Source organism: Deinococcus hopiensis KR-140, assembly GCF_900176165.1.
GTDB classification, from domain to species: domain Bacteria; phylum Deinococcota; class Deinococci; order Deinococcales; family Deinococcaceae; genus Deinococcus; species Deinococcus hopiensis.
This window is the reverse complement of sequence record NZ_FWWU01000002.1, coordinates 1-23,791: the sequence shown is the minus strand read 5'-3', so window position 1 is coordinate 23,791 and position 23,791 is coordinate 1. Positions and strand designations below refer to the sequence as shown.

General features: G+C 59.5%; 19 protein-coding genes and 2 pseudogenes. 9 read left to right on the top strand and 12 right to left on the bottom strand.

What is annotated here, in order from left to right:
- Nucleotides 1-166: 166 nt before the first annotated feature.
- Nucleotides 167-1,549 (bottom strand): replication initiator protein A, encoded by a 1,383-nt coding sequence (locus B9A95_RS00855; RefSeq protein WP_170928356.1) that lies wholly within the window; start codon nt 1,547-1,549, stop codon nt 167-169.
- 542 nt (nt 1,550-2,091) lie between these two features.
- On the opposite strand from B9A95_RS00855, the gene B9A95_RS00850 reads away from it, so the two are divergent.
- Entirely contained in the window at nt 2,092-2,838 is a 747-nt protein-coding gene (locus tag B9A95_RS00850; RefSeq protein ID WP_170928355.1) for a DDE-type integrase/transposase/recombinase, read from the top strand.
- A gap of 118 nt (nt 2,839-2,956) precedes the next feature.
- Nucleotides 2,957-3,442, top strand: a complete 486-nt coding sequence (locus B9A95_RS00845) for a CYTH domain-containing protein (RefSeq protein ID WP_084045087.1) — start codon at nt 2,957-2,959, stop codon at nt 3,440-3,442.
- A 302-nt stretch (nt 3,443-3,744) separates the two neighbouring features.
- Here the strand turns inward: B9A95_RS00845 and B9A95_RS00840 are convergent, their stop codons facing one another.
- Nucleotides 3,745-4,233, bottom strand: a complete 489-nt coding sequence (locus B9A95_RS00840; protein WP_084045086.1) for a GatB/YqeY domain-containing protein — start codon at nt 4,231-4,233, stop codon at nt 3,745-3,747.
- A 111-nt stretch (nt 4,234-4,344) separates the two neighbouring features.
- Here B9A95_RS00840 and B9A95_RS00835 point away from each other — a divergent pair, with 111 nt between their 5' ends.
- Nucleotides 4,345-5,232 carry a DUF1963 domain-containing protein gene (locus B9A95_RS00835; RefSeq protein ID WP_170928354.1) on the top strand — a complete coding sequence of 296 codons (888 nt, stop codon included), beginning with the start codon at nt 4,345-4,347 and terminating at the stop codon, nt 5,230-5,232.
- A gap of 624 nt (nt 5,233-5,856) precedes the next feature.
- Here the strand turns inward: B9A95_RS00835 and B9A95_RS31305 are convergent.
- The 4 genes from B9A95_RS31305 to B9A95_RS00825 all read right to left on the bottom strand — a co-directional run bounded on the left by B9A95_RS31305 (nt 5,857) and on the right by B9A95_RS00825 (nt 11,456).
- Nucleotides 5,857-6,243: a hypothetical protein gene (locus B9A95_RS31305; protein WP_139806337.1), complete on the bottom strand. Its 387-nt coding sequence runs from the start codon at nt 6,241-6,243 to the stop codon at nt 5,857-5,859.
- An 84-nt stretch (nt 6,244-6,327) separates the two neighbouring features.
- Complete coding sequence (locus tag B9A95_RS31300) at nt 6,328-7,197, bottom strand: hypothetical protein (protein WP_139806336.1); 870 nt, start codon at nt 7,195-7,197, stop codon at nt 6,328-6,330.
- 13 nt (nt 7,198-7,210) lie between these two features.
- A complete protein-coding gene (gene tnpC / locus B9A95_RS00830; RefSeq protein WP_084045084.1) occupies nt 7,211-8,566 on the bottom strand; it encodes an IS66 family transposase in 1,356 nt (451 codons plus the stop codon).
- A gap of 136 nt (nt 8,567-8,702) precedes the next feature.
- Entirely contained in the window at nt 8,703-11,456 is a 2,754-nt protein-coding gene (locus B9A95_RS00825) for a TerD family protein (protein WP_084045083.1), read from the bottom strand.
- A 1,210-nt stretch (nt 11,457-12,666) separates the two neighbouring features.
- On the opposite strand from B9A95_RS00825, the pseudogene tnpC (B9A95_RS00820) reads away from it, so the two are divergent.
- From tnpC (B9A95_RS00820) to B9A95_RS00810, 4 genes and pseudogenes are all read left to right on the top strand, one after another.
- Nucleotides 12,667-14,030: pseudogene (tnpC, locus tag B9A95_RS00820) on the top strand (IS66 family transposase).
- 326 nt (nt 14,031-14,356) lie between these two features.
- A pseudogene (locus B9A95_RS00815) lies at nt 14,357-15,256 on the top strand (IS982 family transposase).
- Between the two features lie 118 nt (nt 15,257-15,374).
- Nucleotides 15,375-15,836 (top strand): hypothetical protein, encoded by a 462-nt coding sequence (locus B9A95_RS31290; RefSeq protein ID WP_139806335.1) that lies wholly within the window; start codon nt 15,375-15,377, stop codon nt 15,834-15,836.
- A 601-nt stretch (nt 15,837-16,437) separates the two neighbouring features.
- Nucleotides 16,438-17,448 carry a potassium channel beta subunit family protein gene (locus B9A95_RS00810; protein WP_084045082.1) on the top strand — a complete coding sequence of 337 codons (1,011 nt, stop codon included), beginning with the start codon at nt 16,438-16,440 and terminating at the stop codon, nt 17,446-17,448.
- 181 nt (nt 17,449-17,629) lie between these two features.
- Here B9A95_RS00810 and B9A95_RS00805 read toward each other — a convergent pair whose 3' ends face one another.
- The 3 genes from B9A95_RS00805 to B9A95_RS31285 form a co-directional block, all read right to left on the bottom strand.
- Nucleotides 17,630-17,878, bottom strand: coding sequence for a hypothetical protein (locus B9A95_RS00805; RefSeq protein ID WP_139806334.1), 249 nt, complete (start codon nt 17,876-17,878; stop codon nt 17,630-17,632).
- A 67-nt stretch (nt 17,879-17,945) separates the two neighbouring features.
- Nucleotides 17,946-18,293, bottom strand: a complete 348-nt coding sequence (locus B9A95_RS00800; protein WP_139806333.1) for a hypothetical protein — start codon at nt 18,291-18,293, stop codon at nt 17,946-17,948.
- A gap of 132 nt (nt 18,294-18,425) precedes the next feature.
- Nucleotides 18,426-18,644, bottom strand: a complete 219-nt coding sequence (locus B9A95_RS31285) for a hypothetical protein (RefSeq protein ID WP_139806332.1) — start codon at nt 18,642-18,644, stop codon at nt 18,426-18,428.
- A 204-nt stretch (nt 18,645-18,848) separates the two neighbouring features.
- Between B9A95_RS31285 and hisS the strand changes: the two genes are divergently transcribed.
- Complete coding sequence (gene hisS / locus B9A95_RS00795; protein ID WP_084045079.1) at nt 18,849-20,219, top strand: histidine--tRNA ligase; 1,371 nt, start codon at nt 18,849-18,851, stop codon at nt 20,217-20,219.
- Here the strand turns inward: hisS and B9A95_RS34915 are convergent.
- Nucleotides 20,104-20,499 (bottom strand): DUF6508 domain-containing protein, encoded by a 396-nt coding sequence (locus B9A95_RS34915; RefSeq protein WP_245808075.1) that lies wholly within the window; start codon nt 20,497-20,499, stop codon nt 20,104-20,106. The genes hisS and B9A95_RS34915 overlap by 116 nt on opposite strands.
- 276 nt (nt 20,500-20,775) lie before the next feature.
- Here B9A95_RS34915 and B9A95_RS00790 point away from each other — a divergent pair, with 276 nt between their 5' ends.
- Nucleotides 20,776-22,032, top strand: coding sequence for a hypothetical protein (locus B9A95_RS00790; protein WP_084045078.1), 1,257 nt, complete (start codon nt 20,776-20,778; stop codon nt 22,030-22,032).
- A gap of 365 nt (nt 22,033-22,397) precedes the next feature.
- Here B9A95_RS00790 and B9A95_RS00785 read toward each other — a convergent pair whose 3' ends face one another.
- Entirely contained in the window at nt 22,398-22,838 is a 441-nt protein-coding gene (locus B9A95_RS00785) for a cupin domain-containing protein (protein WP_084045077.1), read from the bottom strand.
- 275 nt (nt 22,839-23,113) lie between these two features.
- Nucleotides 23,114-23,287 (bottom strand): hypothetical protein, encoded by a 174-nt coding sequence (locus B9A95_RS31280; RefSeq protein ID WP_342744548.1) that lies wholly within the window; start codon nt 23,285-23,287, stop codon nt 23,114-23,116.
- Nucleotides 23,288-23,791: the final 504 nt, after the last annotated feature.

Here is a 23,791-nt window from a genome sequence, read left to right as displayed (position 1 = left end):
AATTGACGATAGCGGTTCGGGGAAGGCCCAACAGGGGGACCGACCCCCTAAGGTCCCGGATGAGGCTCCGCGCTCCTCCTCATGGCCACCCCAGCATTACGTCACCCTCACGACCAGAGTGAGTGGACCAGAATCCCACTGTGGTCTCACAGGCTTGAGACGCACCTCAGGAGTCGGTTGACGGCGCCTCGTCCCGACGCTGTACCTGACGACGCGCCACCCAAGACATCACCAGCGCGTCGGGATCCTCTGCACTGCCCACCAGTGTGAGTTCCTGGGCGTTGATGGCGCCAGTCACAAAGAGATCCAGGAGAATCCGGCGGCGGTGGTCAGGATGCGGCGTGCGTCCTTTCGACAGCAGGAACTCCGCAGTGCGCGCACGGGCCTCTGGGGTCGCTGGCATCTCCTCATCGGCCGGACCTGCTCGAGCGGCACGGGGCAGCGGGCGCTGCACAGGAAGGAGTTCCTCTCGTGGCACGTATTTGGAGGGGCTGCGGAGCATATCCGTGAGCAGACCGCCGCGGCTTTTCGCGGCGTATCCGCTGCGCAGCAGGGCGTCGAACGACTCACAGGCCTGCACGATCTGTGCGCGGCTGTACTGTACGGCGAGCTTCGTCGCTGCTGGCATGGTCACGCCCCGCTGTGCCAACAGGCCCACGAGTTCCGCGTCGGGAGGCGGCTGCAGGTTGTCGGCGAACTCATAGGTCACGCTCTGGGCCTCACCGCGCCCACTGTACGTGACGTCCTTCAGGAACCCCTTGCCCATAAGCTCCGCGTGCGCAGGTTTGAGAGCGCGCCGCACAAGGTCGATGCGGGTGTCGTGATGTCCAAGGTGAATCGCCCAGGCGCGAACACTGATCGAGAAGACGTGCACTGGCCTGCCGTCGGCGCCAAACGACTGTTCCCGCAACAGCCGGTAAAGGGTGCGGACCATCGGTTGAGAGAGTTCGGAGTAGAAGGCCAGGTCCAGAGGACGCAGATGCCCGGCGCGAATACTCCGGGTGAGCAGGCTGGCCAGCGTCAACTGCACGGTGGTCTCCGCCTTGAACTGACCCCGCAAAGTGTCACCGGTCTGGGGGTTGAGGAAGCGGTACTGCAGAATCAGCCGAAAGCCCTCTTCATCCAGCCAGGTCTGCTGCTCGGCGTCGTACCAGGACTTGGAAAAGTCGTACTTGGTGTCGGAAAGTCGGAGCAGGGATTCCCGCACCTCACGGTACACCCGCCCATTCTTGCTCAGACCAGAAGCGCGCAGAAGTTCTGCCACGGTCACGGTGACACGTCCATCATCGGGCATCCCCTGCTGGACGTACACGTTCACCAGCCCCACGACGATGTCGTTGTCGATGCCGTGAGGGACGACATTGTCGCGACCCGCCGTGCAGCGGATCCGTATGGGGCCCAGGGCATCGATGGTGACGCTCTTTTCCCAGCCGACTGCCGTCTCGGGCACACGGTTGGCAGCTACGACGAACATCAACCGGTTGAGGTTGATTTCGTCGTGCCCAGCGTCGCCCGTAACGGTCAGTTCCGGCTTGTCCTGAGGGGGCATGCCGCGCATTCTAAGGTCTGCTTTGTTTCACCCGTACCCGACTTGCCTCCTCTGTATGTTGTTCATAATTCTTTTTTAAAAGAAGAAAAGAAATGATGATCATTCATCATAGGACTTTGAAAAAATCGCGCTCAGCGCCGCAATTCCACTGCAATCCCGCAAAGTGTCACCGGTCACTCCGCAAAGTGTCACCGGACAAACGGAGAAACTCCGCAAAGTGTCACCCGGGACCTGGGCCCAAGTCCGCAAAGTGTCACCGGTCACTCCGCAAAGTGTCACCGGACAAACGGAGAAACTCCGCAAAGTGTCACCCGGGACCTGGGCCCAAATCCGCAAAGTGTCACCGGTCACTCCGCAAAGTGTCACCGGACAAACGGAGAAACTCCGCAAAGTGTCACCGGCAGACCTCTGCATGGTCGACCCGGAACCCAGGGCAACGGGGTGAGCTACACCCTACTTCCGGTAGATAAGGCCTCTGCGTCCGTGTGAGCTTGAGCTGGAGGGTTCTGGCAACTTAACGTCGGTAGGTTGGTGAGCTGTGCGTGACCGCACGCCCTACCACCACCGTTTTCCCCTCAGCGTCGTCGGTGACGCTCTACGGCTGGATCACCCCTTCCCACTCAGCCAGCGTGACGTGCAGCAACTGCTTCGCAAACGCGGCATCCAGTTCAGTCACGAGAAGGAAGCGGCAGTGGAACATCAAGTTTTCCCCGCTCCTCACCGAAGAGCTGCGCCACCGAGAACCCCGCCGGGGTTCTCGGTGGCACCTGAAGGAGGTGTGCGTCCAGGTCGGTGGGGTCAAGCACGGGTTGTGGGGGGAGTCGACGAACGCGGGGACGTACTGGACGTCCTTTTCCAGGAACACCGCGATACCGAGGCGGCCAAGTCCTTATTGCGTCCGCTTGCTGAGCGAGTACGGCGTCCCAGAGGTCATTCATACCGACAAGCTGTGGAGCCGTGGGGCAGCTCTGCCGGAACTTCCCGTGCTCCACACGGTGGAGCACGTTCAGGTCGTCTCTACCGCCCGCTGCAACAATCTCTTGGAACAGTCGCATCGACCAACACGGCGGCAGGAACGGAGCGAGTTCGGCTTCAAACGACGGCGGCGAACGCAGGATTGCGCTGCACGTCCGAGTCTCGAACCTTCACCGCCATGCCCGAACGACCATCCCCGCTGCCCTCAGACGAAGCAACCAAACCGGAGCACTGCTCCTCTGGCGAGAGGCAATGTTGCAGGCGGCTTGATTCTCAAGCCGCCTGCTGAACTACTCCAGCCCCGCTCAGGTTAAGTTGTCAGAACCGGTGGGAGCGTTCTCCGCAGGCCAGGGTATGCGAGGCGCGCGCTCCTGGTCCTGTAGGGCTGGCGCCCCCCCTTTACTTGAGAGAAGCTGTCGCAAAGGAGACGTCATGACCACACTGCCGACCGAGATCGAACGCAAATTTCTCGTCAATCACGCCGCCTGGGCGGCGGCGGGCCAGCCTGAAGGGCAGCTGCTGTCACAGGGCTACCTCTCGCAGGACCCGGAACGCACCGTCCGCATCCGCTTGCAGGGAGATGAGGCGTGGATCACGGTGAAAGGCCAGGTGCAGGGCCTCACCCGGGCAGAATTCGAGTACGCCATTCCTCCAGGCGACGCGGCGCAGATGCTGGAGACCCTCACGCTCAGCGCCCTGAGCAAGCGGCGAACCCGCGTCTTCGTGGGCGCGCACGTTTGGGATGTGGATGTCTTCCTGGGCAGCCTGACGGGCCTGATTCTCGCCGAAGTCGAGCTCTCGTCCGAGGATGAACCCTTCGTGCGTCCGGAATGGCTGGGGCAGGAAGTCAGTCATGACCCGCGTTACTTCAACTCCGCTCTGGCGAGATCCGGAGTTATTCCGGACAAAGCAACATGATGTGGGACTTCCTATCGGTGGTGCAGCCGTGGGCCGCTCACGGCGCGCCGCGGTGACTCCTCAGCGGTCCTCGAGCAGCGCAACGGGAGGAGGTAAGGTGAGAGCATCTCGGACATAACCTGCCCGAATTGTGAACACCTCCAAGCGCGTAACCGCATCTCCCTTGGGCGGGTAGGACGTGCTGAGGAGTCACAAGAGGACTTCTTTTTGATCAAGTCCAGCGAGCGAACTTGAATGCGCATTTGTCCGAATGGAGCCGTGAGGGGTGCCCTTCCCCTCACGGCTCCATTCCCCCCAGTGCTCTAGAGAGCGGCGACGGCTTCCTTGGCCAGGCGGCTCGCGAGGCCGCCGTCGTAACGCCCCTCGTGCTGGGCCTTAAGGAGCTTCATCACGGCACCGATGTTCGTGGCGCCGTCGGCGACGGCCGCCCGGATCACGCCGGCGAGTTCGGCTTCGGACATCAACAGGGCCGCTCTTTCCGCGTCCTGCTGGGCTTTAAGCTGGGTGACCTCGTCATGGAGTGCCTGGAGCACTTCGAGTTCCCGACGCGCCACGTCGGTGCTGCGCCCCAGGCGAGTGAGGTCCTGCACTTCTTTCTCGAGCGAGGCGCGCTGTGCGGTGGTCACGCCAGCAATCAAGTCGAGCTGAGCGGTTCCAGGTCTGTTCTTGGCCTGGGTCTCGGCGTCGCCGAGCACCCGGCTGAGCACAGCGGCTGCAGAGGCCGCCTTAGCGTCGGTGCGCGACGCCTTGCGGGCCTGCAGGTGACGGGCTTTCAGTGTGTTGAGGTCCATGTGAGGTGACTACTCACCAGGGGGTGCGGACTTGGCTAAGTAGGTAAAGTAAGGGCATCTCCGAAGATGTCTGCCCGTTCTCTAATTGGGGCGGCATGGAACACTAGTGGTATGAAGATCGTGTTTCGGTACGACGAGTTGCTGGAAGCCATGCGTGAACGCTTGCGGGCCCTTCCGCGAGATTCAGAACAGTTGACCGACCGCGTGATCGACACGATTGCTCAGGGCCTGCGGCACGGATGGCTGGTGAATTACCGCGACGAGCCTCGGGCAGACGAGGATTTTCCCATCGGGGCGAGTAAGTTTGGCGGGCGTCCCGATGTACCGCCTGGGTGGACGTGGCCTACGAGCGAATCTGGACGGCCCATGGGCTTCTTGCTTCAGGTAGACATGGCGGATATAGACGTGACCTGGCAGGGCTACCCGGCGGACGGCTTGTTGTCGCTGTACTGGGAGCCAGGAGGCGATGGGCGGATTCATTATGCCCCTGCTGGGAGTGTGCTGGAGCGCTTCATGGAGGACATGACGGAGAGAACGGTCGAGGCGGACTGTCAGTTGATCTATGCCCCGGCGGCGATGCAGCTCCGGGAAGCTCGGTGGTTGCCCCCATTTTATGACGTGGATGCTGCCATTCACAGGAATGGTGAGCGTATTCCAGATATGGAGTTTTACGACCAACTCCACCATCCTGATACCGAGGCCCATTATGAGCGTTGCCGAGAAGTACTTGGAACTCCTGACGAAGAGCAGCTGTGGGATTGGTATCACGATGGGTTCCTTTTGTTCGGCAATGGGAGTTTGAGCCATCTTTCCTCGATGCAGTTTCTTACTGACTGGACCGAGTGGCGGTTGATTTTCGATATCTTTTTCATGGATCGCCCCCAGTTTGCTGAGTGCTACACTGATCATAATATTTGTCAGCAAATGATGGTGCGAGTTTCCGATCTACAAGCTCTGGATTTTCAGAGGCTTGAAATGGGTGGAGGCGGAGAAGGATAGAAATCATCTGTAAATACGGCGGAGCTGGACTGAGTTGTGCGATTGTGACTCCTTAGCATTAGAGTCGTCCTTGTGATGAGCCGTAGTACTGGGTAACTACAATTGAATGAGAATGAGATTATTCATTTTGTGCTGACTGTTAAGACAAATGAAAATACTTTGGTAACCACTCAGCATGAGCTTTGACCTCATGCTGAGTGGTTACGTTCAAAGTTCGTAACTACCTAGTAGGAGATCCGCTCTCGTGCTAGGTAGTTACAAAAGTAGTATTAGAAATGTTATTTACATAAATCTTCTCATTTAATTATGTCGTTCAGAACAAACGTCGAATTTCTCTGCTTCCAATAAATGGTGGAGATGTCCTCCGTGCTCACTATGTAGAAGGCATTTGAGCCGTCATTAAATACATCTACAGTCGCTAATTTAATTCCCATACTATCTATAGTCTTGCCACAGGTATATTGAGCACGAGTTATAGAAATATACTTTTCCTTGGAGCATAACATAATTGTATTAGTTGCGGCTTTATTAATGTATCTGGGTATATAGAACTCCCGCAAGAGGTAGGATATTGAAAAAACTACTAAGGCAGCTAAAGATCCAAGTAATTGAGGGCTAAATATTCTATTTTTCACTAAAACTCCTCTTTACTATTAGGTCATTTTTAAAATGATAATGTGTTACATATGCTTTTCCAGCGATGGGCTTTATTATAAGATAGGCCAGATTTTTATCTTTTACTGATATAATCCTTGTAGTTCTATCAATATATTGTACTTTAGGATTAGGGCAAATAATAATATCTTTGGTATTATTCAATACATATTGCCCGCATTCTTTAATAGATACTTCTGTAAGTAATCCATATATTTCACTGGCGGATCCTCTAATAAAATTATTTTTTGAAAATATGTTTGAGAGTATAAGAAGTAAGAATATAGAAATAAAAAACGATATTAGAAATAATATTATATTCTTATATTTTTCGATTGAATGTCCAGATTGCTCCATTATTTTACCTCTTTGGTTCTTGTATCATATGTAAAGCTTCCGTGGCTACTCAGCACGAGGAACACTTATCGTGCTGAGTAGCCATCAACTCTGTTCCTCTAGGAATACTTGCCGTACATGCCAGTTTCTGAAGGTTAGGTAAGAGGAGTTGACCAAGTTAGTCCAGCCGTCAGCAACGAGTCCCTGGTGAAAGGTAAGAAGAGGAAGATCTTTCCTTGGCCAGCTCGAGTATGGATAGGAAATCTCCTGGGCAAAGCAGACATTGACTGCCCGTCCTTTCCAACACCAAACGGCAAATTTAATCTCGGGCTCCAAGCTAAACAACTCTTCCCAACCGTTAGGGAGGTCAGGTGATGCCTCTTCCCATTCTAGGTAGATTGGACCTTCGAAGTGAGTGAGAAAGCGTCTAGGCTGGTAATTGGGATCGTAGTCGCTAGGCTTAATTGTGGATGATTTAATATCAACCATTCCCCGGTCTGTGAGTGTGGTATACGAACCACCAAGCGGGAGAAGACGTCGGTAGGCCTGCTCACCGATGGGCTTCGTTCTGTTTCGAAAGTGTTTAGGTGTCCCAGCGAGCACTAAGCTATCGAAGCCGTAGCGAGCACGCTCCCATTCTTCAAACGGTACACCTTCAATAGTTAGGCCAGATGAAAATAAAAGATTATCACTATCAGATCCTTCATCGGCGGTCCGTATCCAAACTGCGTAATTTTGTTGGAAATGACTGTCATCGATGAATTTATCTATCGCATTTCCATGCTTCCCAGAACCATATTGGATCCGCATTCTGCGCGTTTCAGAATCGTATTCGCGGTAAATACGCACCCAATAAGATCCGAAGCTTTCTCGGTATCTTACCAATCCTTGAAACAGCCAATCCTGTTCCTCAGGAGTGACATGTCTACCGTCCAAGCGTACAATCTCGAAATAGGAAGTATGGATATTGGACATGCTTCGCAACGGTTCAGCACGAGGACGAGAGGTGAGGAAGAAGGATCTGGTTCTGGAAGATGCTGACCAGACCTGTGTAGATTGAGAGGCCTTGCTTCTGAAGTGTCGAGAGATAACTCCGGATGCGGCAGAAGTTCTTCCCTCCCGTTGCCGAGCGAAACCCACCAGAGATCTTGCGCTTCACACACACCATTCGAAGGTCTCGCTCGGCTTGATTGTTGTCGAACGGCACGCCCTCCTCATACAGGAAGCGTAATACCTTGTCTCGGTGTTTCTGGCAGCGAAGCGCGAGGTTGCGCCCTGGGGACTGCTTCACCCGTCCCCGATGCTTCGGAACCGGCTCTGCTGCGGGGTTGGAAACCAACCCCGCTTCCACGAGGGTGTCAAAGCGAACCAGGAACGCGGCTTGCTCCACTGGAGTGAGGGTGCCTGTCTTATGTTGATGGTAGACCCCTTGGAGCGCAGTCCGCAGTTCCCCCGCCCAGTCTTGGTGCAACTGTTCGTGGAGGAAGCGCAACTCCCGGAGCAGGTGCGCGTTACACAGCGCATGCCGGGCACAAAGGTGGAAGTACGAGAGCCAGGCATCATGCATTAACACGCCGCCGTACCGGGGCAGGACCCCCAAAGCCTGGATGGCGGCCGACCCGCGGTGCGGGTCGTGTCCGTAGAGGGTGAGTTGCTTGCTGCTAATGACGTGCACCCAGGCGAGCTTGCCCTTCACCTTGCTGCCCGTCTCGTCCACATGCAGAACGGGTTCTTCGAGCAAGGCTTCTTTCAGGCTGGCCTCAAACCCAGCCAGTCGCTCTGTAGCGAGGTTGAGGTGGAGTGCGATTGTGCCTTCACTGGGACGCTGACCGCACAGTGTTTCGAGCACGTCTCCAACTCGTTTGAACGGCAGGAATTGAGCGACATTAAGGTAGACCGCCAAACCTTGGAAGCGAGGGCCGTACTGCACTTGACCGCGCACTTCCCCTGGGAACGCGGCCTGTTGTCGTTGGTGACAGCGGGGGCACACCTTCACTTCGGCCTGATACTCAGTCACGTGTAACTGGACTTCCGGCAGGTCCAAGACCTGCCGAGCCAGGAGGTCGTGCACTTCGACTTCATGCCAATGCTGTCCACACCTACAGCTTCCCGTCACGGGGAGCATGACCACCTCATCGGGAGAAGGGCTCATCTTCAAGGTGGTGCCTGGGTGTCCGATCTGACCACCAGAAGAGCGAATGCCAGAAAGGCGTTCGCTCTTCTGCTTCTGCTTCCAAGCCTGGTCCTGGCTAGGGGGTTGATGGGACGTCTCGCTGGTCCGCGCGACCTGTGCTTCCAACTCGCGGATGCGCGCTTGGAGCCGTTCGCAATTCGGGCAAGTCACGTCAGAGATGCTCTCACCTTACCTCATTCCCTTGCGCTGCTCAGACCCCCGCTGAGTAGTCACCATGTGAGTTCCTTTGGGGGCTCATCCCGGAGCCCTTTGAGTGGGGTGAGAGCCGGAGGTACCCCCCCGGCCTTCAGAGGGTGTCGAGCAGGCCGCGCAGGCCGTACACAGCGACGCCAACCGGCTGGGTGATTCCAGGCTGCAGGGCAATGATGGTGTCGCCGGGCTGCAGGGCGCGCCGCGGCTGATCAGTAACCAGCAGGGCCGGGCCCTGGAGCACGTTCACGGCGATGTCGCTGTCCGGCACGAGACCTTCGGCGCACTCCATCAACCCAAGCTGCGCCCGGCGGGCGAAGTCCTCGCGGCTCTCGCCCTCGGTGCAGACCCAGGTGTACGTGCCGCAGCGGACCTGCGACGCGCGCGCCAGGTGCGGCGTGATCAGGAGCGTCAGCGGCATGCCGCTGCCCAGCTGCGTGGCCTGCAGGGCGAGCTCTCCCATCGGGTCGCGCTCGGCCACCTGGTAGCCGCCGCGGTCCCCAGCCAGCTCGAGGAAGATGACCTTTTCGCAGCCAACTTCACGCAGGTCGATGGCCAGCAGCGTGCAGGAGGTCTGCTCGCCGCGCAGGTCGAACTTCAGGCGCACGGTCGACAGGTCCATCTCGCGCGCACCCTCGCCCGTGTCCACGCGGCTCATCAGCCCGCACGAAGCGCGCTCCATCTTCGAGAAGGGAATGGAGGTGTACGAGTACACCGAGGCGACCACCAGGGTGGCGCCAGAGCGGCGCAGCTCAGCCAAGTTCAGATCGACGTATTCGGTCGCGCCAGCTGGCAGGGGCGCGCTGCGCAGGTCACCCGAGTGCACCATGCCGGGGGCACGCAGCGAGCTGAAGGTGCACTGCGCGATCTGCTGGCCCTGCGCGTTGTACGCCACCGCCGACAGGTCGAGGTCAATCGGGCCTGCGCCCTCCTTCTGGGCCCAGTGCATAAAGAGGCGCGCGGCGGTGGCCGCCTCGGCGCCTTCCGGCGTCAGGGGCAGGACGCTACCGGGCGCAAGCCCTTCGAGGCCGCCGGAGGCCGCGCGGGCCGAAGCCGCAACGCGTACGCCCAGGACCTGAGGATCAAGCTCCAGCAGGCCAAGCTCAGGAGCGGCCGCGCCGCGGCGCAGCAGTTCGTTCTCGAGGATGTTCTGTACCTGGCCAATCAGCTCGGTGTGCAGCGGCGTGCGGGTATCGCCCAGAGCGCGGGTCGTCGCCTTGCCGCGAGAGCGGAACGAGCGCGTGTTGTCCGGCATGGACCGGCGCCCCACGTGCGCGTGCAGTCCCGCGACCATGGCTGCCGTCAGGCGCGGCGCAGCGCTGGTCAGGGCGGCCAGCGTCGCCGGTGCTCCCGCCTTGCCCCGGCTCTCTTCGCGCAGCAGCCGGTCAAGGCTGCGCCCCAGCAGACCCGGACGGGTGGCGAGCAATTGTGCGGCGTCGCCGATGCGTCCCTTGTCCATGGCCAGCTCGACGCCGCCCATCAGGCTGCGCGCCCGGCCCGCTTCACCCGGCGTCTGCCGCGCCACGCGGCGCGCCAGCTCTGCCGCCTCAGCGCGCAGCGTGCCCAGCTTGCTGACCTTGCCGCCTGTCGAGAGCAGGCCTGCCAGCGCGGCAGCGTGCGGGTAGTCGCGCGGACGCTCGTGGACGTGCAGCTTGCGCAGCACGCGCTTGAACGCTTCGCTGTGACGGCTTAGCGCTTCCCATGCCAGGGTCTGACCAGCCTCACCCTGCTGGGCCAGGCTGGAGAGGCTCTGCTCCAGCGCACCCAGAATGGCGCGGCGCTGCGCGCGGCTCAGGCGCGGCACGCGCACGTGCGGCTCCAGGCGGCTCGCCACAGGCGTGACTTCACGGCCCAGACGGGAGAAGGCCTGACCCAGGACGCTCACTTCCTGCGAGGTAGGCGCGCGCGCCAGGGTGCCGCTGCCGCCGCCCCAGACGTCGAGGATGCGCAGCAGATCGGTCGGCAGCAGGCCGAGGCCACACTGCAACTCGCCCAGCACGCTGGCGTCTTCAGACAGGGCAATGAGGTTGCCCATGACCAGGGCGCGCACTTCGCGCTGCGGCATGCCGCGGGCGACCAGGCCAGCCGTCAGCCGCTCCGCAGTGACGCCCTCTCCGAGCAGGATCTGCAGCAGGGCCACCAGGTCGCTGCGCTCCTGCTCCGAAGGCGGTGTGGAGGAGGCAGCGAGTTGCTCCAGCGCAACCTGCAGGGCGCGGGTCAGCGCTTCACCCGTTGGTGCCAGATCGACTCCACGCGTGGGCAGGGGGCGGTCTACACGGCGCTGGTGGTCCTTGACAGCGAGCTTCAGGAGTTCCTGGGCGTCTCCCACACGCATGTGGCAGATGGCGCACGCGCCCTGGGTGGCGCTGCTCAGGATGCCCGTGGCGCAGGCACGCTGACGCTGCGGGCCCTGGTCACCCAGGGCCTGGGTGCCCCAGGTGCCCGGCAGGACGTTCAGGTCCTGCCGAACCGAGCAGTGCTCGGCGTCACTGGCAGACAGGCCGTACCACGCCGCCAGACGCGCCTGGAACAGGGCGCCGGTGTCGGCCGCCTGATTGAAGGCAAACTCGCGCAGTTGTGGCAGGCTGGGCGCGTCACCGCGGGCGTCACGCAGGGCCTGCACCCCGTAGGCCAGGGCGCCGCGGCGCTGGTCGGTCGAGGCCGCGTTCAAAGCGTCGATCAGGGCCGGGGTCGGCAGAGCGCCGGAGGCCAGGATCTCGCCGACGACCTTTTGTCCAGAGGGCCGCTCACTGCCTGCAAAGCCAGGCAGTTCAATCACACCGAGGGCGCGCAGCAGGGTCGCGGCGCGGATCTGGGGGGTGATGGCGGTCTTGGGCTGAGGGGTCGTCATATTCGTTCCTCCAGAAAGTAGAAATTTCTCGCGTTGGGTCCGTCAAAAAGAGGGGCAGCACTCCTGCTGTTCCGGTGAGGGAAGGAGGCTGCCGAGAGGTCGAGAAGAAAAGGGCTGGAAAGCGGGTACGCGAAGATTAGATTGGAAGTCTAGGGGTGAAGGATGCGTACCCAGGGGGCCAGCCGCAGGAAAAGACAAAGAAAGCCCTGGAAGGCGAACAGGCGGATTTTTCGCCAATGAAAGGGAGAAGGATGCCTGTTCAGGGAGCCGGGGCGAGGGAGGAGAGCTGGAAGGCAGCCGCGCAGGTCGCTGATTCGAAAAGGATCGGGAAAGAAGGATGCCTGGCCAGGAAGCCAGCTCAGCGGTTCAAAAGAGGAAGCTGCGGAAGGCGAACAGGCGAAATTTTCGGTTGAGAAAAGGGGAGAAGGATGCCTGTCCAGGGGGCCGCAGCGTTGAGACGCAGTCTGCCAGATGTCACCTCAGGTAGGAATCCGCCAGATGTTGTACCTGACGCTAGGTACTCTGATGACCTCTGTTCCTTTGGGCGCGTATTCCTGAACATCTGGCGGTGCCGAGGAATGAATGGATCCTCCGATACGGGACTAAGATAAATGCAGGACGTGCCTGGTCCAGGGAAAAAGGGTGAGCGACCTCACTTCCTGTGGGCAGCTTCTAAGTCTTTCACGGTGACTCCTCAGCAGCCCCCTGAGCAGCGCAGCGGGGTGAGGTCAGGTGAAGACATCCCGGACGTGACCTGCCCGGACTGCGCACGTCTCCAAACGCGCATCCGCGAGTTGGAAGGACAGGTCACACAACAGCGAGACTTCCCACCGGCCCCCAGCCAGGGCCAGGTTTGGCAGAAGAAGCCCGAAAGTGAACGCCAGAAAGGCGCCCGTTCTTCCCGTGGTCAGGCGGGGCACTGAGGAACAACGTTGAAGATGAGCGCCTCTCCCGACGAAGTGGTTGTCCTGCCTGTAACGGGAACTTGCACGTCATACCCTGGATGAGGCCATGTCAGTTCCTGCTCAGCCGCAGGGCTGAACCGCCGCAGAGGCAACCTCGGGAACGGCCAGCTGGGTCTTCTACAGGGGAATACGGGGAGGGAGGACGGAATGGGGGGGAGGGGTGTTCACCCTGGCCCTTGCAGTGCTGCGGGGTGACTACTCAGCAGGGTCCTAAGCAGCGCAGGGGAATGAAGTAAGGTGAGGGCATCTCAGACTCGACCTGCCCGAATTGCGAACGGCTCCAAGCACGCATCCGCGAATTGGAAGCACAGGTCGCGCGGACCAGCGAGACGTCCCATCAACCCCCCAGCCAGGACCAGGCCTGGCGGAAGAAACCCAAGAGCGAACGCCAGAAGGGCGTTCGTTCTTCTGGTGGTCAAGTGGGATACCCAGGCACCACCTTGAAGATGAGCCCTTCTCCCGATGAGGTCGTCGTGCTGCCCGTGACAGGAAGCTGTAGGTGTGGACAGCATTGGAATGAAGTCGAAGTGCACGACCTCCTGGCTCGGCAGGTCATGGACCTGCCGGAAGTCCAGTTGCACGTGACCGAGTACCAGGCCGAAGTGAAAGTGTGCCCCCGCTGTCACCAACGACAACAGGCGGCGTTCCCAGGGGACGTGCGCGGTCAAGTGCAGTACGGCCCTCGGTTCCAGGCCGTGGCGGTATACCTCAATGTGGCTCAGTTCCTCCCTTTCAAGCGAGTGGGCGACGTGCTCGAAACGCTGTACGGTCAGCGTCCCAGTGAAGGGACCCTCGCGCTGCACCTCAACCTCGCCACAGAGCGACTGGCTGGGTTTGAGGTCAGCCTGAAAGAAGCCCTGCTCGAAGAACCCGTCCTGCATGTGGACGAGACGGGCAGCAAGGTGAAGGGCAAGCTCACCTGGGTGCACGTCATCAGCAGCAAGCAACTCACCCTCTACGGACACGACCCCCACCGCGGGTCGGCCGCCATCCAGGTTTGGGGGTCCTGCCCCGGTACTGTGGGGTGTTGATGCATGATGCCTGGCTTTCGTACTTCCAACTCTGTGCCCGCCACGCGCTGTGTAACGCGCACCTGCTCCGGGAGTTGCGTTTCCTTCACGAACAGCTGGGACAAGGCTGGGCGGGGGAACTGCGGACCGCACTCCAAGGTGTCTACCATCAACACAAGACAGGCAGCCTCACGCCACCGGAGAAGGCCACGTTCCTGGTTCGCTTTGATGAACTCGTGGAAGCGGGGTTGATTTCCAACCCCGCAGCAGAGTCGGTTCCGAAGCAGCGGGGACGGGTGAAGCAGTCTCCTGGGCGGAACCTCGCGCTTCGCTGTCAGAAGCACCGAGACAAGGTGTTACGCTTTCTCCACGAGGAAGGTGTCCCATTTGACAACAATCAAGCTGAGCGAGACCTTCGAATGGTGTGCGTGAAGCGCAAGATTTCTGGTGGCTTTCGTTCTGCTGCAGGAGGGAAGAACTTTTGCCGCATCCGGAGTTATCTCTCGACGCTTCAGAAGCAAGGCCTCTGTGCCTATAACGGGTTGGTCAGCATCTTCCAGAACGACGTTCTTCTTCCTAAGCTCTCGTTCTTGCACTGAGCTGTTACGCATAAGGATGATCTATCAGGTGAAAAATACCACTTTCACATTGCGGATATTCGGACTGCACTTGTAGATGCATATCCTGGCAATGGTAGAATAGCAGCATATATGGCACTGTTTGAATTCTTTTTTCAAATAAAGAGAAGCCTGAGTTTTATTATAGCAAGGAAGTAGAAGCTTGGTTACTTGATTAGATGTAGATTGTCAGTGCGGACCTCTTCTTTGTGCTGAATAGTCACAGATAAAGAGGAATTAGGGACGCCGTTTAGGGCTTGAGGCTGGGGTAGCCGAGTAGGACGGAGACGAGGAAAAATGGAGACGGTATGTGCAGATACCGTCTCCATCATAGTTTAGGTCGTCGTGCGGTGATTCGTCAGCTCCACCGTTGGGCGAAGCGGCACTTCAGCGATCTGAAGCGATTTAGAGCGTTTGTCAAAAAGAGGTCTTCTTCTTGACCGAGCAGCGTGAGCGAGCTTGAAGGAGGATGCAGGAGAAAGGAGCCGTGAGGGGAAGGGCACCCCTCACAGCGTAATTCAGACAAATGCTCTAAGCATCAGAAGCTGACGGATGCCCTGCTCGTGGCCCTCTTGCTCGCTCGCTTCGTGTTCAAGCAGCCGTATCGCTCGATCTGGTGGAACATGTTGAGGGAAGACCGCGTCGGTCTTCCCTCCTACACCCAGGCGTACATGCGAAGCGTGCGTCTGCTGGAACGCCTCGAAGCCTTGGTCAGCCCCGCCAAACGCTGTGCAGAAGTGATCATTGACTCCATGCCGCTCCCGGTGTGTCGCCCGAAACGAGGCAAGCGGTGCAAGTTCCCGGGAGCGAAATGGGGGTTTGGGACCCAGGGCGACGTGTACGGGTACAAGCTGCATGCCTGGGTGACACCCGCAGGGGAGATCGTCCAGTACCTCCTCAAACCCGCCAATCTTCACGACACCACCGTCAGCTATGAGTTGAACCGGAGGTGGCCTGAGTTCGGCGGGCCAAAGATCATTGGGGACAAGGGCTATTGCTGCCTGGGCTACCTGTTCCCACCCAAGAAAAACACCCGCTATGACAACGGGTGGCGGCAAGACCGCCACCCAAAGCTCCGCAAACGCATTGAAACCGTCTTTTCACAATTGGTCGAAGCTCAAATTCGCTCCGTTCAGACCAAAACACTTCCCTCTCTCCGGCTCCGCGTCGTCCTGGCCGTCCTCGCCCATAACCTCGCTCAGCCCTAAACGGCGTTAGGGAATAAAGATGCAGAAAAAAAGACTACATACATCCCAGAACATACATGACATGAGTGTTTACTTAGACGATAAGTCTATAGATGAGAATATATTCAGGAGGAAGAGTTTGATTTATTCCAATAATGGAGAGGTATTAAGCTCAATAGACTTCCTATTTAGATCTTTTTCAGAAGCAAGTATAATAGACGGACTTACTTTTGATAATATAAATGGTATTGAAAAAATAGCGATTGGATTAAATTATCAATGCTCGGATTATGTGTTTCTCAATAAAATATCCGTCATTCTTGGAGCTCTATCAATAAAAATTGAGGGTTTCATATGCTCAAAAGAAGTTGATAGGGATGAGAATGTTACCAGAGACCTTTGGGGACTAGAAGAGGATTTCTGGCTTGAAGTAGAAGAGAGAATCAATGAAAATCCTAGAGTATTAGCTTCCTTTGATCTAATAGATGGCTTAAGCATTCGTTTCTTAAATGATGCCAATATCTATTCTTTGTGTATCACTATTGTCAATGTAATTAAAGACGTCAGTCATGATTTTAGTGATAAATTTAATGAAAATTAAAACACAACTATTAAGAATAATGGACTGAGGCGAATTAAAAAGGATTGATGAGGGTCGCAGAGCGAAAGAATATTTCAATGAATAGAAGGTCAGATCTTTGCGGTAGCTGACCTTCTATTCATTTACAGTAACTACTCACCACGAGAGTCATACTCGTGGTGAGTAGTTACAGGGGATCTTTCTCGTGCTGAGTTGTTGCCTGCAGTTGTAACTATTCAGCAGGACAATTGCGATCGTGCTGAATAGTTGCCTTATTTTTAGTACTATAATTGCAGTTCCTTTGGGAACCTGTTGCTCAAAGACTTTCTGTCACCAGTCACCTCCCAAGAATTCCCATGTTTGAGGGACAGAACCGCCCACTGCAACTGTAGTGCTGGTGGGCCGTCAAGAACGGTCTGTCAAGGAGCCCTTCCTCCTGGCGGTGCTTGCAGCGGCCTGACAGTGACAGACCGTTCTTGACGGCCCACTGGAGCAGCACAACCCAACATCCTGCTTCGCTTCGAGCAGGCGTGAAGCTCGGGAGAATACGCTTGGCGTGTCTAAACCTGAGTTCAAGAATAGATGTGCTGCTTTGGCATAGGGTGGAACGCGAGGTGAGGCTATGGAATATCGTCGATTGGGCCAATCTGGTTTGCAGGTCAGTGAGCTTTCCTTCGGTGCGTGGGTGACGTTTGGCACGCAGTTAGATGTGAACGGTGCCCTGGAACTGATGTCCGCCGCCTATGACCGCGGGTGTAACTTCTTCGACAACGCCGAGGTGTACGCTCGGGGCCAGGCTGAAACCATCATGGGCCAGGCCCTGGCCAAGGCAGGTTGGCGGCGCGACAGCTACATCGTTTCAAGCAAAGTGTTCGGCGGAGCGGTTGAAAACCCAGCGCCCACTCAGCGGGGACTTTCACGCAAGCACATTTATGAGGCGTGCTACCAGGCCATCGAACGCCTGCAATGCGAGTACCTGGACTTGTACTTCTGTCATCGCCCGGACCGCAACACCCCCATCGAAGAAACGGTGCGGGCCATGACCGAATTGATCCAGCGCGGTGACGTGCTGTATTGGGGAACGAGTGAGTGGTCGGCGCAGGAATTGATGGAAGCCTACGCCGTCGCCCGTCAGTACAACCTGATTCCCCCGACCATGGAGCAGCCGCAATACAACATGCTCACCCGCTACCGGGTCGAGGTCGAATACAGCCGCTTGTACCGCCCGGACACGCTCGGGTTGGGCACCACGGTCTGGTCGCCGCTGGCGAGCGGTCTCCTGACTGGCAAATACAACGATGTGGTTCCGAACGACACCCGCGTCAACCTGCCCGGCTACGAATGGTTGAAAGCCAGGCTCGAGAGTGAAGAAGGCCAAACCAACCTGGTCAAAGTCCGGGGCTTGGCCAAGATTGCCGACGACCTGGGCACGACCTTGCCGAAGCTTGCCCTGGCGTGGTGCGTCAAAAATCCGAATGTGAGCACCGTGATTACTGGTGCCTCCAAAGTCACGCAAGTGGTGGAGAATTTCTCCGCGCTCGAGGTGCTTCCCCAGCTCACCGACGAGGTGATGGCGGCCATCGATGCGTCACTGGGCAACAAGGAAACCCGTTTATACGGCTCAAGCGAGTAAAACCAAACTTGCGTGTGAACACTGCAGCGACCTCACCGTTGGCTCCTGCTGAATGGTCACGCTGCGGGAACTCAGGGAGACGGCCGCTGCGGGACTGTGAAGCGTCACTGGCCGTATGCCTCTGCCCTGAGGCATGACGGTGAAGCCTCCTGAAGTTGTCCGAGCATCGCTGCCCTCCCTTTCATGCCCCCAGGGAGAGAACCGTCACGCCCTCTTCCGTACCCACGGCGAAGCGGCTTCGTGCCGTGTCCATGGCGAAGGGCGGGGGACGCCCGATGTGACGAATGATGCTGCTCTGCTGCTCACCGGTTTTCAGATCCGGCCACTGCGTGATCAACACTCCCGTTGAGGCGTTGTACAACCGGGGGTGATGGTGCAGCGCCAGAATACCGCCCTGAACGGCGTGAATCGTGCCCAGTTCAGCCGTCATGTCCAGCGTCTGCACCACCTGCCCTTCCCGGAGGTTCGCCGTGATCAGGAGCGTCTGTCCCAGTTCGTCACTGCCGCAGGTCCAGCGCGACGATCACCTGGTCCTCCGAGAGAAAGTCGGCGCTCCGCATCACATGGGGAAAATCGGTGGTTGCCACCTCCGGCAGCGTGTTCAGGAGGGTTGGGTCCGCCAGCACTGCGGCAACGTCGTAGACCGCCAGTGCGTCCCAGGGATGCCACACCCAGCCGGCACTCAGCAGGTGCCCGCCGCCAGGCGAGAAGCGCAGGCGGGAGTGGAAAAAGTCGGCCACTTCACCTGTCCGGGCGCTTAACCGCTCACCCGTGCCCGCGTCTTCCAGCACGTTGTACTCCTCTGGACAGTGCGCGAGGAGTACTCCTCGCGCACTGCGCGTCAAGGCCACCGGGTACCCGTACGCGTCCGCGCAGTATAGCTCCGGTTGATCTCCCGCAGCAGCTGCCTGCCCCTGACAGCAGGCCCTGGGTGCCGAGCCGCTGATAGACCACGATGTACTGACCATCCTCCGTGCTTACCGCCGCACCGAAGGGAAAGGGCAGAGAGGACGGTCCCCCACCGAGCCATCGAGGCGGTAACGGGTTCCTCCGCCCGCCCAGTCCACCAGTTCGTCTTTCTGCCAGATGAGGGAAAGGGGACGGGGGCCAGCGATGTCGACTCGGGCAGAGGGAAGCGTGCGCCGCATCCTCGCGCCCTGGACGTGGCTGCTCATCCGCGCTGTGGCATACGGCAAATGGAACAGCGTATCGCCTGAGGGCGATGGCGTACGTCACCTGGCGGGTACAGAGGTTCTGTCCGCTCCCTATGCTGCTCCCCATGGAACGGTTGCACCGACATCCCGGGAACGAGAACGGCCGCGCGCTGAAGAACAGCGCCGCCCACCCGCTTCCCCGCCTGCACCGTTTACCCCGGGCAGGACCCAACAGGTCAGGTCCATATGATCAAGCCCAGGCCCCTCAGCGGCTTTCCGGAATACCTCCCCGCACAGCAGCTCACCTTTAACCGCGTCCTTTCGGTCATCCGCAGCACCTACGAGGCGCACGGCTTCACACCCATCGAGACCCCGAGCGCCGAACTCAAGGATGTGCTGACCGCCAAGGGCGGTGACGACGCGGAGATCTACGCCCTGACCCGACTCAACGGCGCTCCGGATGAGCGCGAGACGGACCTGGCCCTGCACTTTGACCTGTCCGTACCCCTGGCACGCTACGTCGCGCAGCGCGAGGGTGAGCTGACCTTTCCCTTCCTGCGGTCCCAGGTGCAGAAGGTCTGGCGCGGCGAGCGGCCCCAGGCGGGGCGGTTCCGCGAGTTCTACCAGGCGGACATCGACGTCATCGGGCGCGGTTCGCTCAGCCTGCTGTACGACGCCGTGCTGCCCGCGGTCGTGAACGACGCCCTGACCCGCCTGGACATCGGCCCCTTCTGCATCCGCATCAATAACCGGCAGCTGTTGCAGGGCTACTTCGAGGGCCTCGGCCTCGCCCCGGAGGCTGTTCCGCAGGCCCTGCGGATCCTCGATCGGCTGGAGAAAGTCGGTCTGGACCGGGTGCGCGAGGGCCTTACGACGGAATTCAGACTGGACCCGGCCGCCCTGGCCCCTTTTTTCGACCTGGCGACGGGCCGTCCGGATCCCCACGCGCTGCTCACCGAACTGGAAGGGTGGGCGTTTGGCGTCACGTTCGAACGGGGCGTGAGCGAACTGAAGGCCGTCCTCTCCGGCCTACGGGACCAGGGCGTGCCCACGCCGAACTTCCGGATGGACCTGAGCGTCGCCCGGGGCCTCGGGTACTACACGGGAACGGTCTATGAGACGACGCTCCCCGATTTTCCGCAGCTGGGGAGCATCTGCTCCGGGGGACGTTACGAGAACCTGGTGGGGAACTTCCACCGGGGTGCGTTCCCAGGCGCCGGCATGTCCATCGGGGTGAGTCGGTTCGTGCCTGCCCTGCTGGAAGCGGGTGTCCTGGGCGTCGGCGCTTCGACCACCGCTCAGGTTCTCGTGACCTCACTGCAGGCCGAGCACCGGGGAGAAGCCCTGCGGCTGGGAGCGGAACTGCGCGCACAGGACGTGCGCGCGGAGGTGTATCTGGAGCCGCACCGTCTGGGGCAGCAACTTCGGTACGCGGACCGGAAGGGCTTTCGCCTGGCCGTGATGGTCGGAGAAGAGGAGCTTCAGGCAGGGCGAGTCCGCGTCAAGGACCTGCGGTCGGGTGAAGAGACCCTGCTGGAGCGGACGCAGTGGAGCCAGGAGGTGCGCCAGCGCCTGTGCCCGCCAGACGCCATCCGTTCACGAGCAGGGCCTCGCTGAAAGAGCTGGAGCTTGTTCTGAAGGCGGGTCCAGATGACAGACCGGGCCACCGATACGGACAACGAGGCTCCGTGCGCAGAGGGGCGGATTCAAAAGACCCAGGAGGCAAGGGGCAGAAGAAGCCCAGCAACAGGCCCGACCCGTAGAAGCCCAGCGTGGCCCCGTCGCAGAAGCGCTCCTGCCGCGCAAAGGTGAGCGGCAACCGGACCAGTTGAAGCGGTGTTGCCCGCTCCAGCGCCCCTGGCTTATCGCGGAGGAGACGCGCCTCCTCCCTATCCACGCCGTCCAGCGAGACTCCTCCTTCTCCATAGACCAGAGCCCCGTCGGTTCAGCACCTCAAGAAACCGGTAGACCCCACAGTGATGGGTGAAAGAAACCACCTGGAGGCCCTCGAACGTGGGTGCAGAGCCTCCTCCATGCCGGACGAGCTCAAATCCTGCCTTCGTTGGCAGGAGCGCTGCAAGTACCTGAAGATCCTCGTGGAATACGTGGGCATGATGCCCATACTCTTGCGGATCTCTCCTCGCCCGAAGCGCTGATCTGCCATGCTCTGGGCATGACCAAGAGTCTGCCTCCGGGTGTGGCGCTTCGCCTGTATCCCTCTTTCGCAGAGGTGCGCCTCAGGGTGGAGAGCGCCGAGCCCCGGCTTACCTTCACCTTCCCGCCGGAAGCCTGGCGGCGGGTCATTCCCCAGTCGCTCGCCTTGGTAGGGCTCTCGCCAGCGTCCATGACCTTGACGCCGCAGCAGACGGGCCTGTCGTTACTGGAGGGCCGGAAAGTCTGGTGGCGCTCGCCTGAGGGCCGGCAGGAGGTGACCCTCATCCGTGCCGAGGACCTCCTGGTGCAAGACCAGGAGGGCGCCTACTTCAACGTGCAAAAGCAGCATCTCCTTTTTCCCGAGCCGCCACCGCTCAGCCAGTCTGACGCCATGACGGCCACGTTCGAACTGCATGAACCCGGACAGGGCCTGATCTCCTACCTGACGCAGTCTCTCTCGTGGAAAGCCCTGTACACCTTGGAGGTCAACGCCACCGGGAATGCGGAGCTGACCGCGTATGCGGAGTTGGAGAACGCGTCCGACCAGCCGCTCGTGCCGGACGAAGTCAAGCTCCTGGCCGGACAGGTGGAGTTGTCTGGAGGAAGGCGGCGGATGGATTTCTCAAGAGGGATCCTGGGCATGGTCGGAACGGCACAACTCGCCAGGAGTCTGCCTGAACTGGAGGAGGCTGGGGAGGTGGCCGGGCTGTATTCCTTCGGCCTCAAGCATCCGCCGGTACTGCCGGCGCGCAGTACCGTCACGGTCCCTTTCCAACCCGTCTCCCTGCAAAGCTTTCAGGCCGCCGTGACGCTGCTCAATACCTTCGGTACGTATGCTCAGCACAAAGGAGTCGGCCTCCGGGAGTACACCCTCACCGCAGGGCAACCTCTCCTGGGAGCGCAGGTGATGGTCCGCGAACAAGGCTACACGGTGGGACAGAGCAGCTGGCAGGAAACGGCGGCGGGCGAATCCGTCACGTTCACGTTGGGCCGTGACCCGGACGTGACCTACACCCGTACAGCCACCTTCCTCGACGAACCAGAGGCCGATCCCGCCATAAAGAAGCGGAAGGCGACCTACCGCGTGACCTACAGCTTCCGGAATGCGAAGTCCCGCTCCGTGCAGCTGAGGCTGCACGAGCGCATCAGCGAGGCGCCGCTTGCTCTCGAAGGCGAAGTGACCTGGTCGGATGGCGAGTTGATATTTGAACAAGTTCTCCAGCCTGGTGAGATACGGGACATGACCTATCAGGTGACCATCCCTGTGGAGGGTTAAGAGCCCATCCGGAAGATGTTTTGAGTGATGCAGTGGGGCGAGTCTGCGCCAGATAATGCCCAGCGGCGTGTCTTGCGGCCATAAGGTGAATGCCGACCACAACGAACGTTCTGGAACGGGCCGTCCCTTCTGGCACCCACGTGGAGCAACTGGCTCATGCCTCGCCAGAGAAGCCCTTGCCTTTAAGGTCACGAACGGCTCTGATGGAACTTGTGGGGCGTGCCAGACCTTCGCCAATCGGCAGATCTGACCCCCGCCTGTCCGCGGTGAGGCCAGGGAGAGCCCGGGCCAGCGTGACGGCCACCGGCATGAACACCAAAATTGGACATAGCTCCGAACTGTTCAGGCGGACCTGGGCCGAAGCTTCACGTCCTGGTCTGTTCCTGTTCCTGAGCGTCCGCCTGGCGCTCACCCTCTAGACCGAATGGGTCCGTGTGCGTGATGGGTTGAGCGATGGTGATCAGGATGGCGCTGTCCTCCAGGGCCATAACTTCGTGGGGGATGCGGGTGGGCAGGGTAATCAGGTCATGCGGGCCAAGTTCAATGGGTCCACTCTGCGACGTAAAGGTGACGCGGCCATCGAGGACAAGGACACTGATGGGGCCGGGAGCGGTGTGGTCAGGGAGGCCCTTTCCGGCTTTCAGGACCATCAGCAGGAGGGTGAAGCCCGGGTCGCGTACCAGCGTGAGCGAATCGCGTCCGCGGGTGTGGAAGGGCGCTTCGCTGCGCAGCCGGACGAGTTGATCCGCGAGGGCGTAGCGGTGGAGCGCAATGGGTTGTGGCCGATCTGGTCGTCCTTCAGACATAACAGCCTCCGTGGATCCACCGTATCCGATAGCAGATACGCTCCCCTTGGCCGCGCCCCCATCAAGTCCTCAGCCCGCTTCTTTCCAACATCTTGTCTTGCGGCAACAGGGGGTGAGCAGGGCAAAATGGGAGCCGTTCAGCACAGTCATTTCCCTTGCGCATACCCTCAACATGAAGTGGGAAGCCGTCATGGACGTTCCCAGACTGGACAATCCCAGTTGTCCTCTATTCTGCGCGATACGAACGTTCAGGTTGGAGCGGCCTTGCGTTCTCCTCAGTTCCCCAGATGGTGCCCGAGGGTGCGTCGGCGTTCTTCTCGGTACATGAATTTGCGCGGGGCTTTGTTCCCGATCTGCCGCATGCGCTCGCGTGGGACCTTGAAGTGGTTCCCGACTTCTTCCGCCGTGGGCTCCCGCCCATCAGCCAAGCTTTGAGGCATCTGGATCACTTGTGCTTCTTCCCTTGCGTGTTACTTTTAAGCGTAGTGTGGACCCATGTGTGGGTCTGGGTGGGAACCCGTACTTCTCGCACGGATTGCCTTCTTTTAGCCGCTACTCCGTAAGAAGGCCGACGAAGAGATCCGTTGGCGAGAGGCTGGGTGGAAGCTGTGCAACAGGCCGGACCTATAGGGGGTTTCATCCTTACCTGGTGTGTCGTGGGCGTGGTCTGACCTGCACTTTTTCCCGCTTGGAAGCCCTCCTTGGAGAAAATTGCTGCAAGTCTCGATGTCGTTGTGGCGATCGTGGCTTCTCGGAGTCATTCTCTACGCCGCCCCAAGTTGGCTTATGTTGCAGCTGGGTCGCCGCAGGCCATGAGCATCCACGTCAGCGGGCAGCAGAGACATCGAGCAGTACGGCAAGCCGAAACGCTCGCGTGCCGTACCTCGCCACCCGGCAGGGCGGCGAGACCTTATCACCGTGGGCGGCACACCCTGAACCTGGAGCGTTCCTGA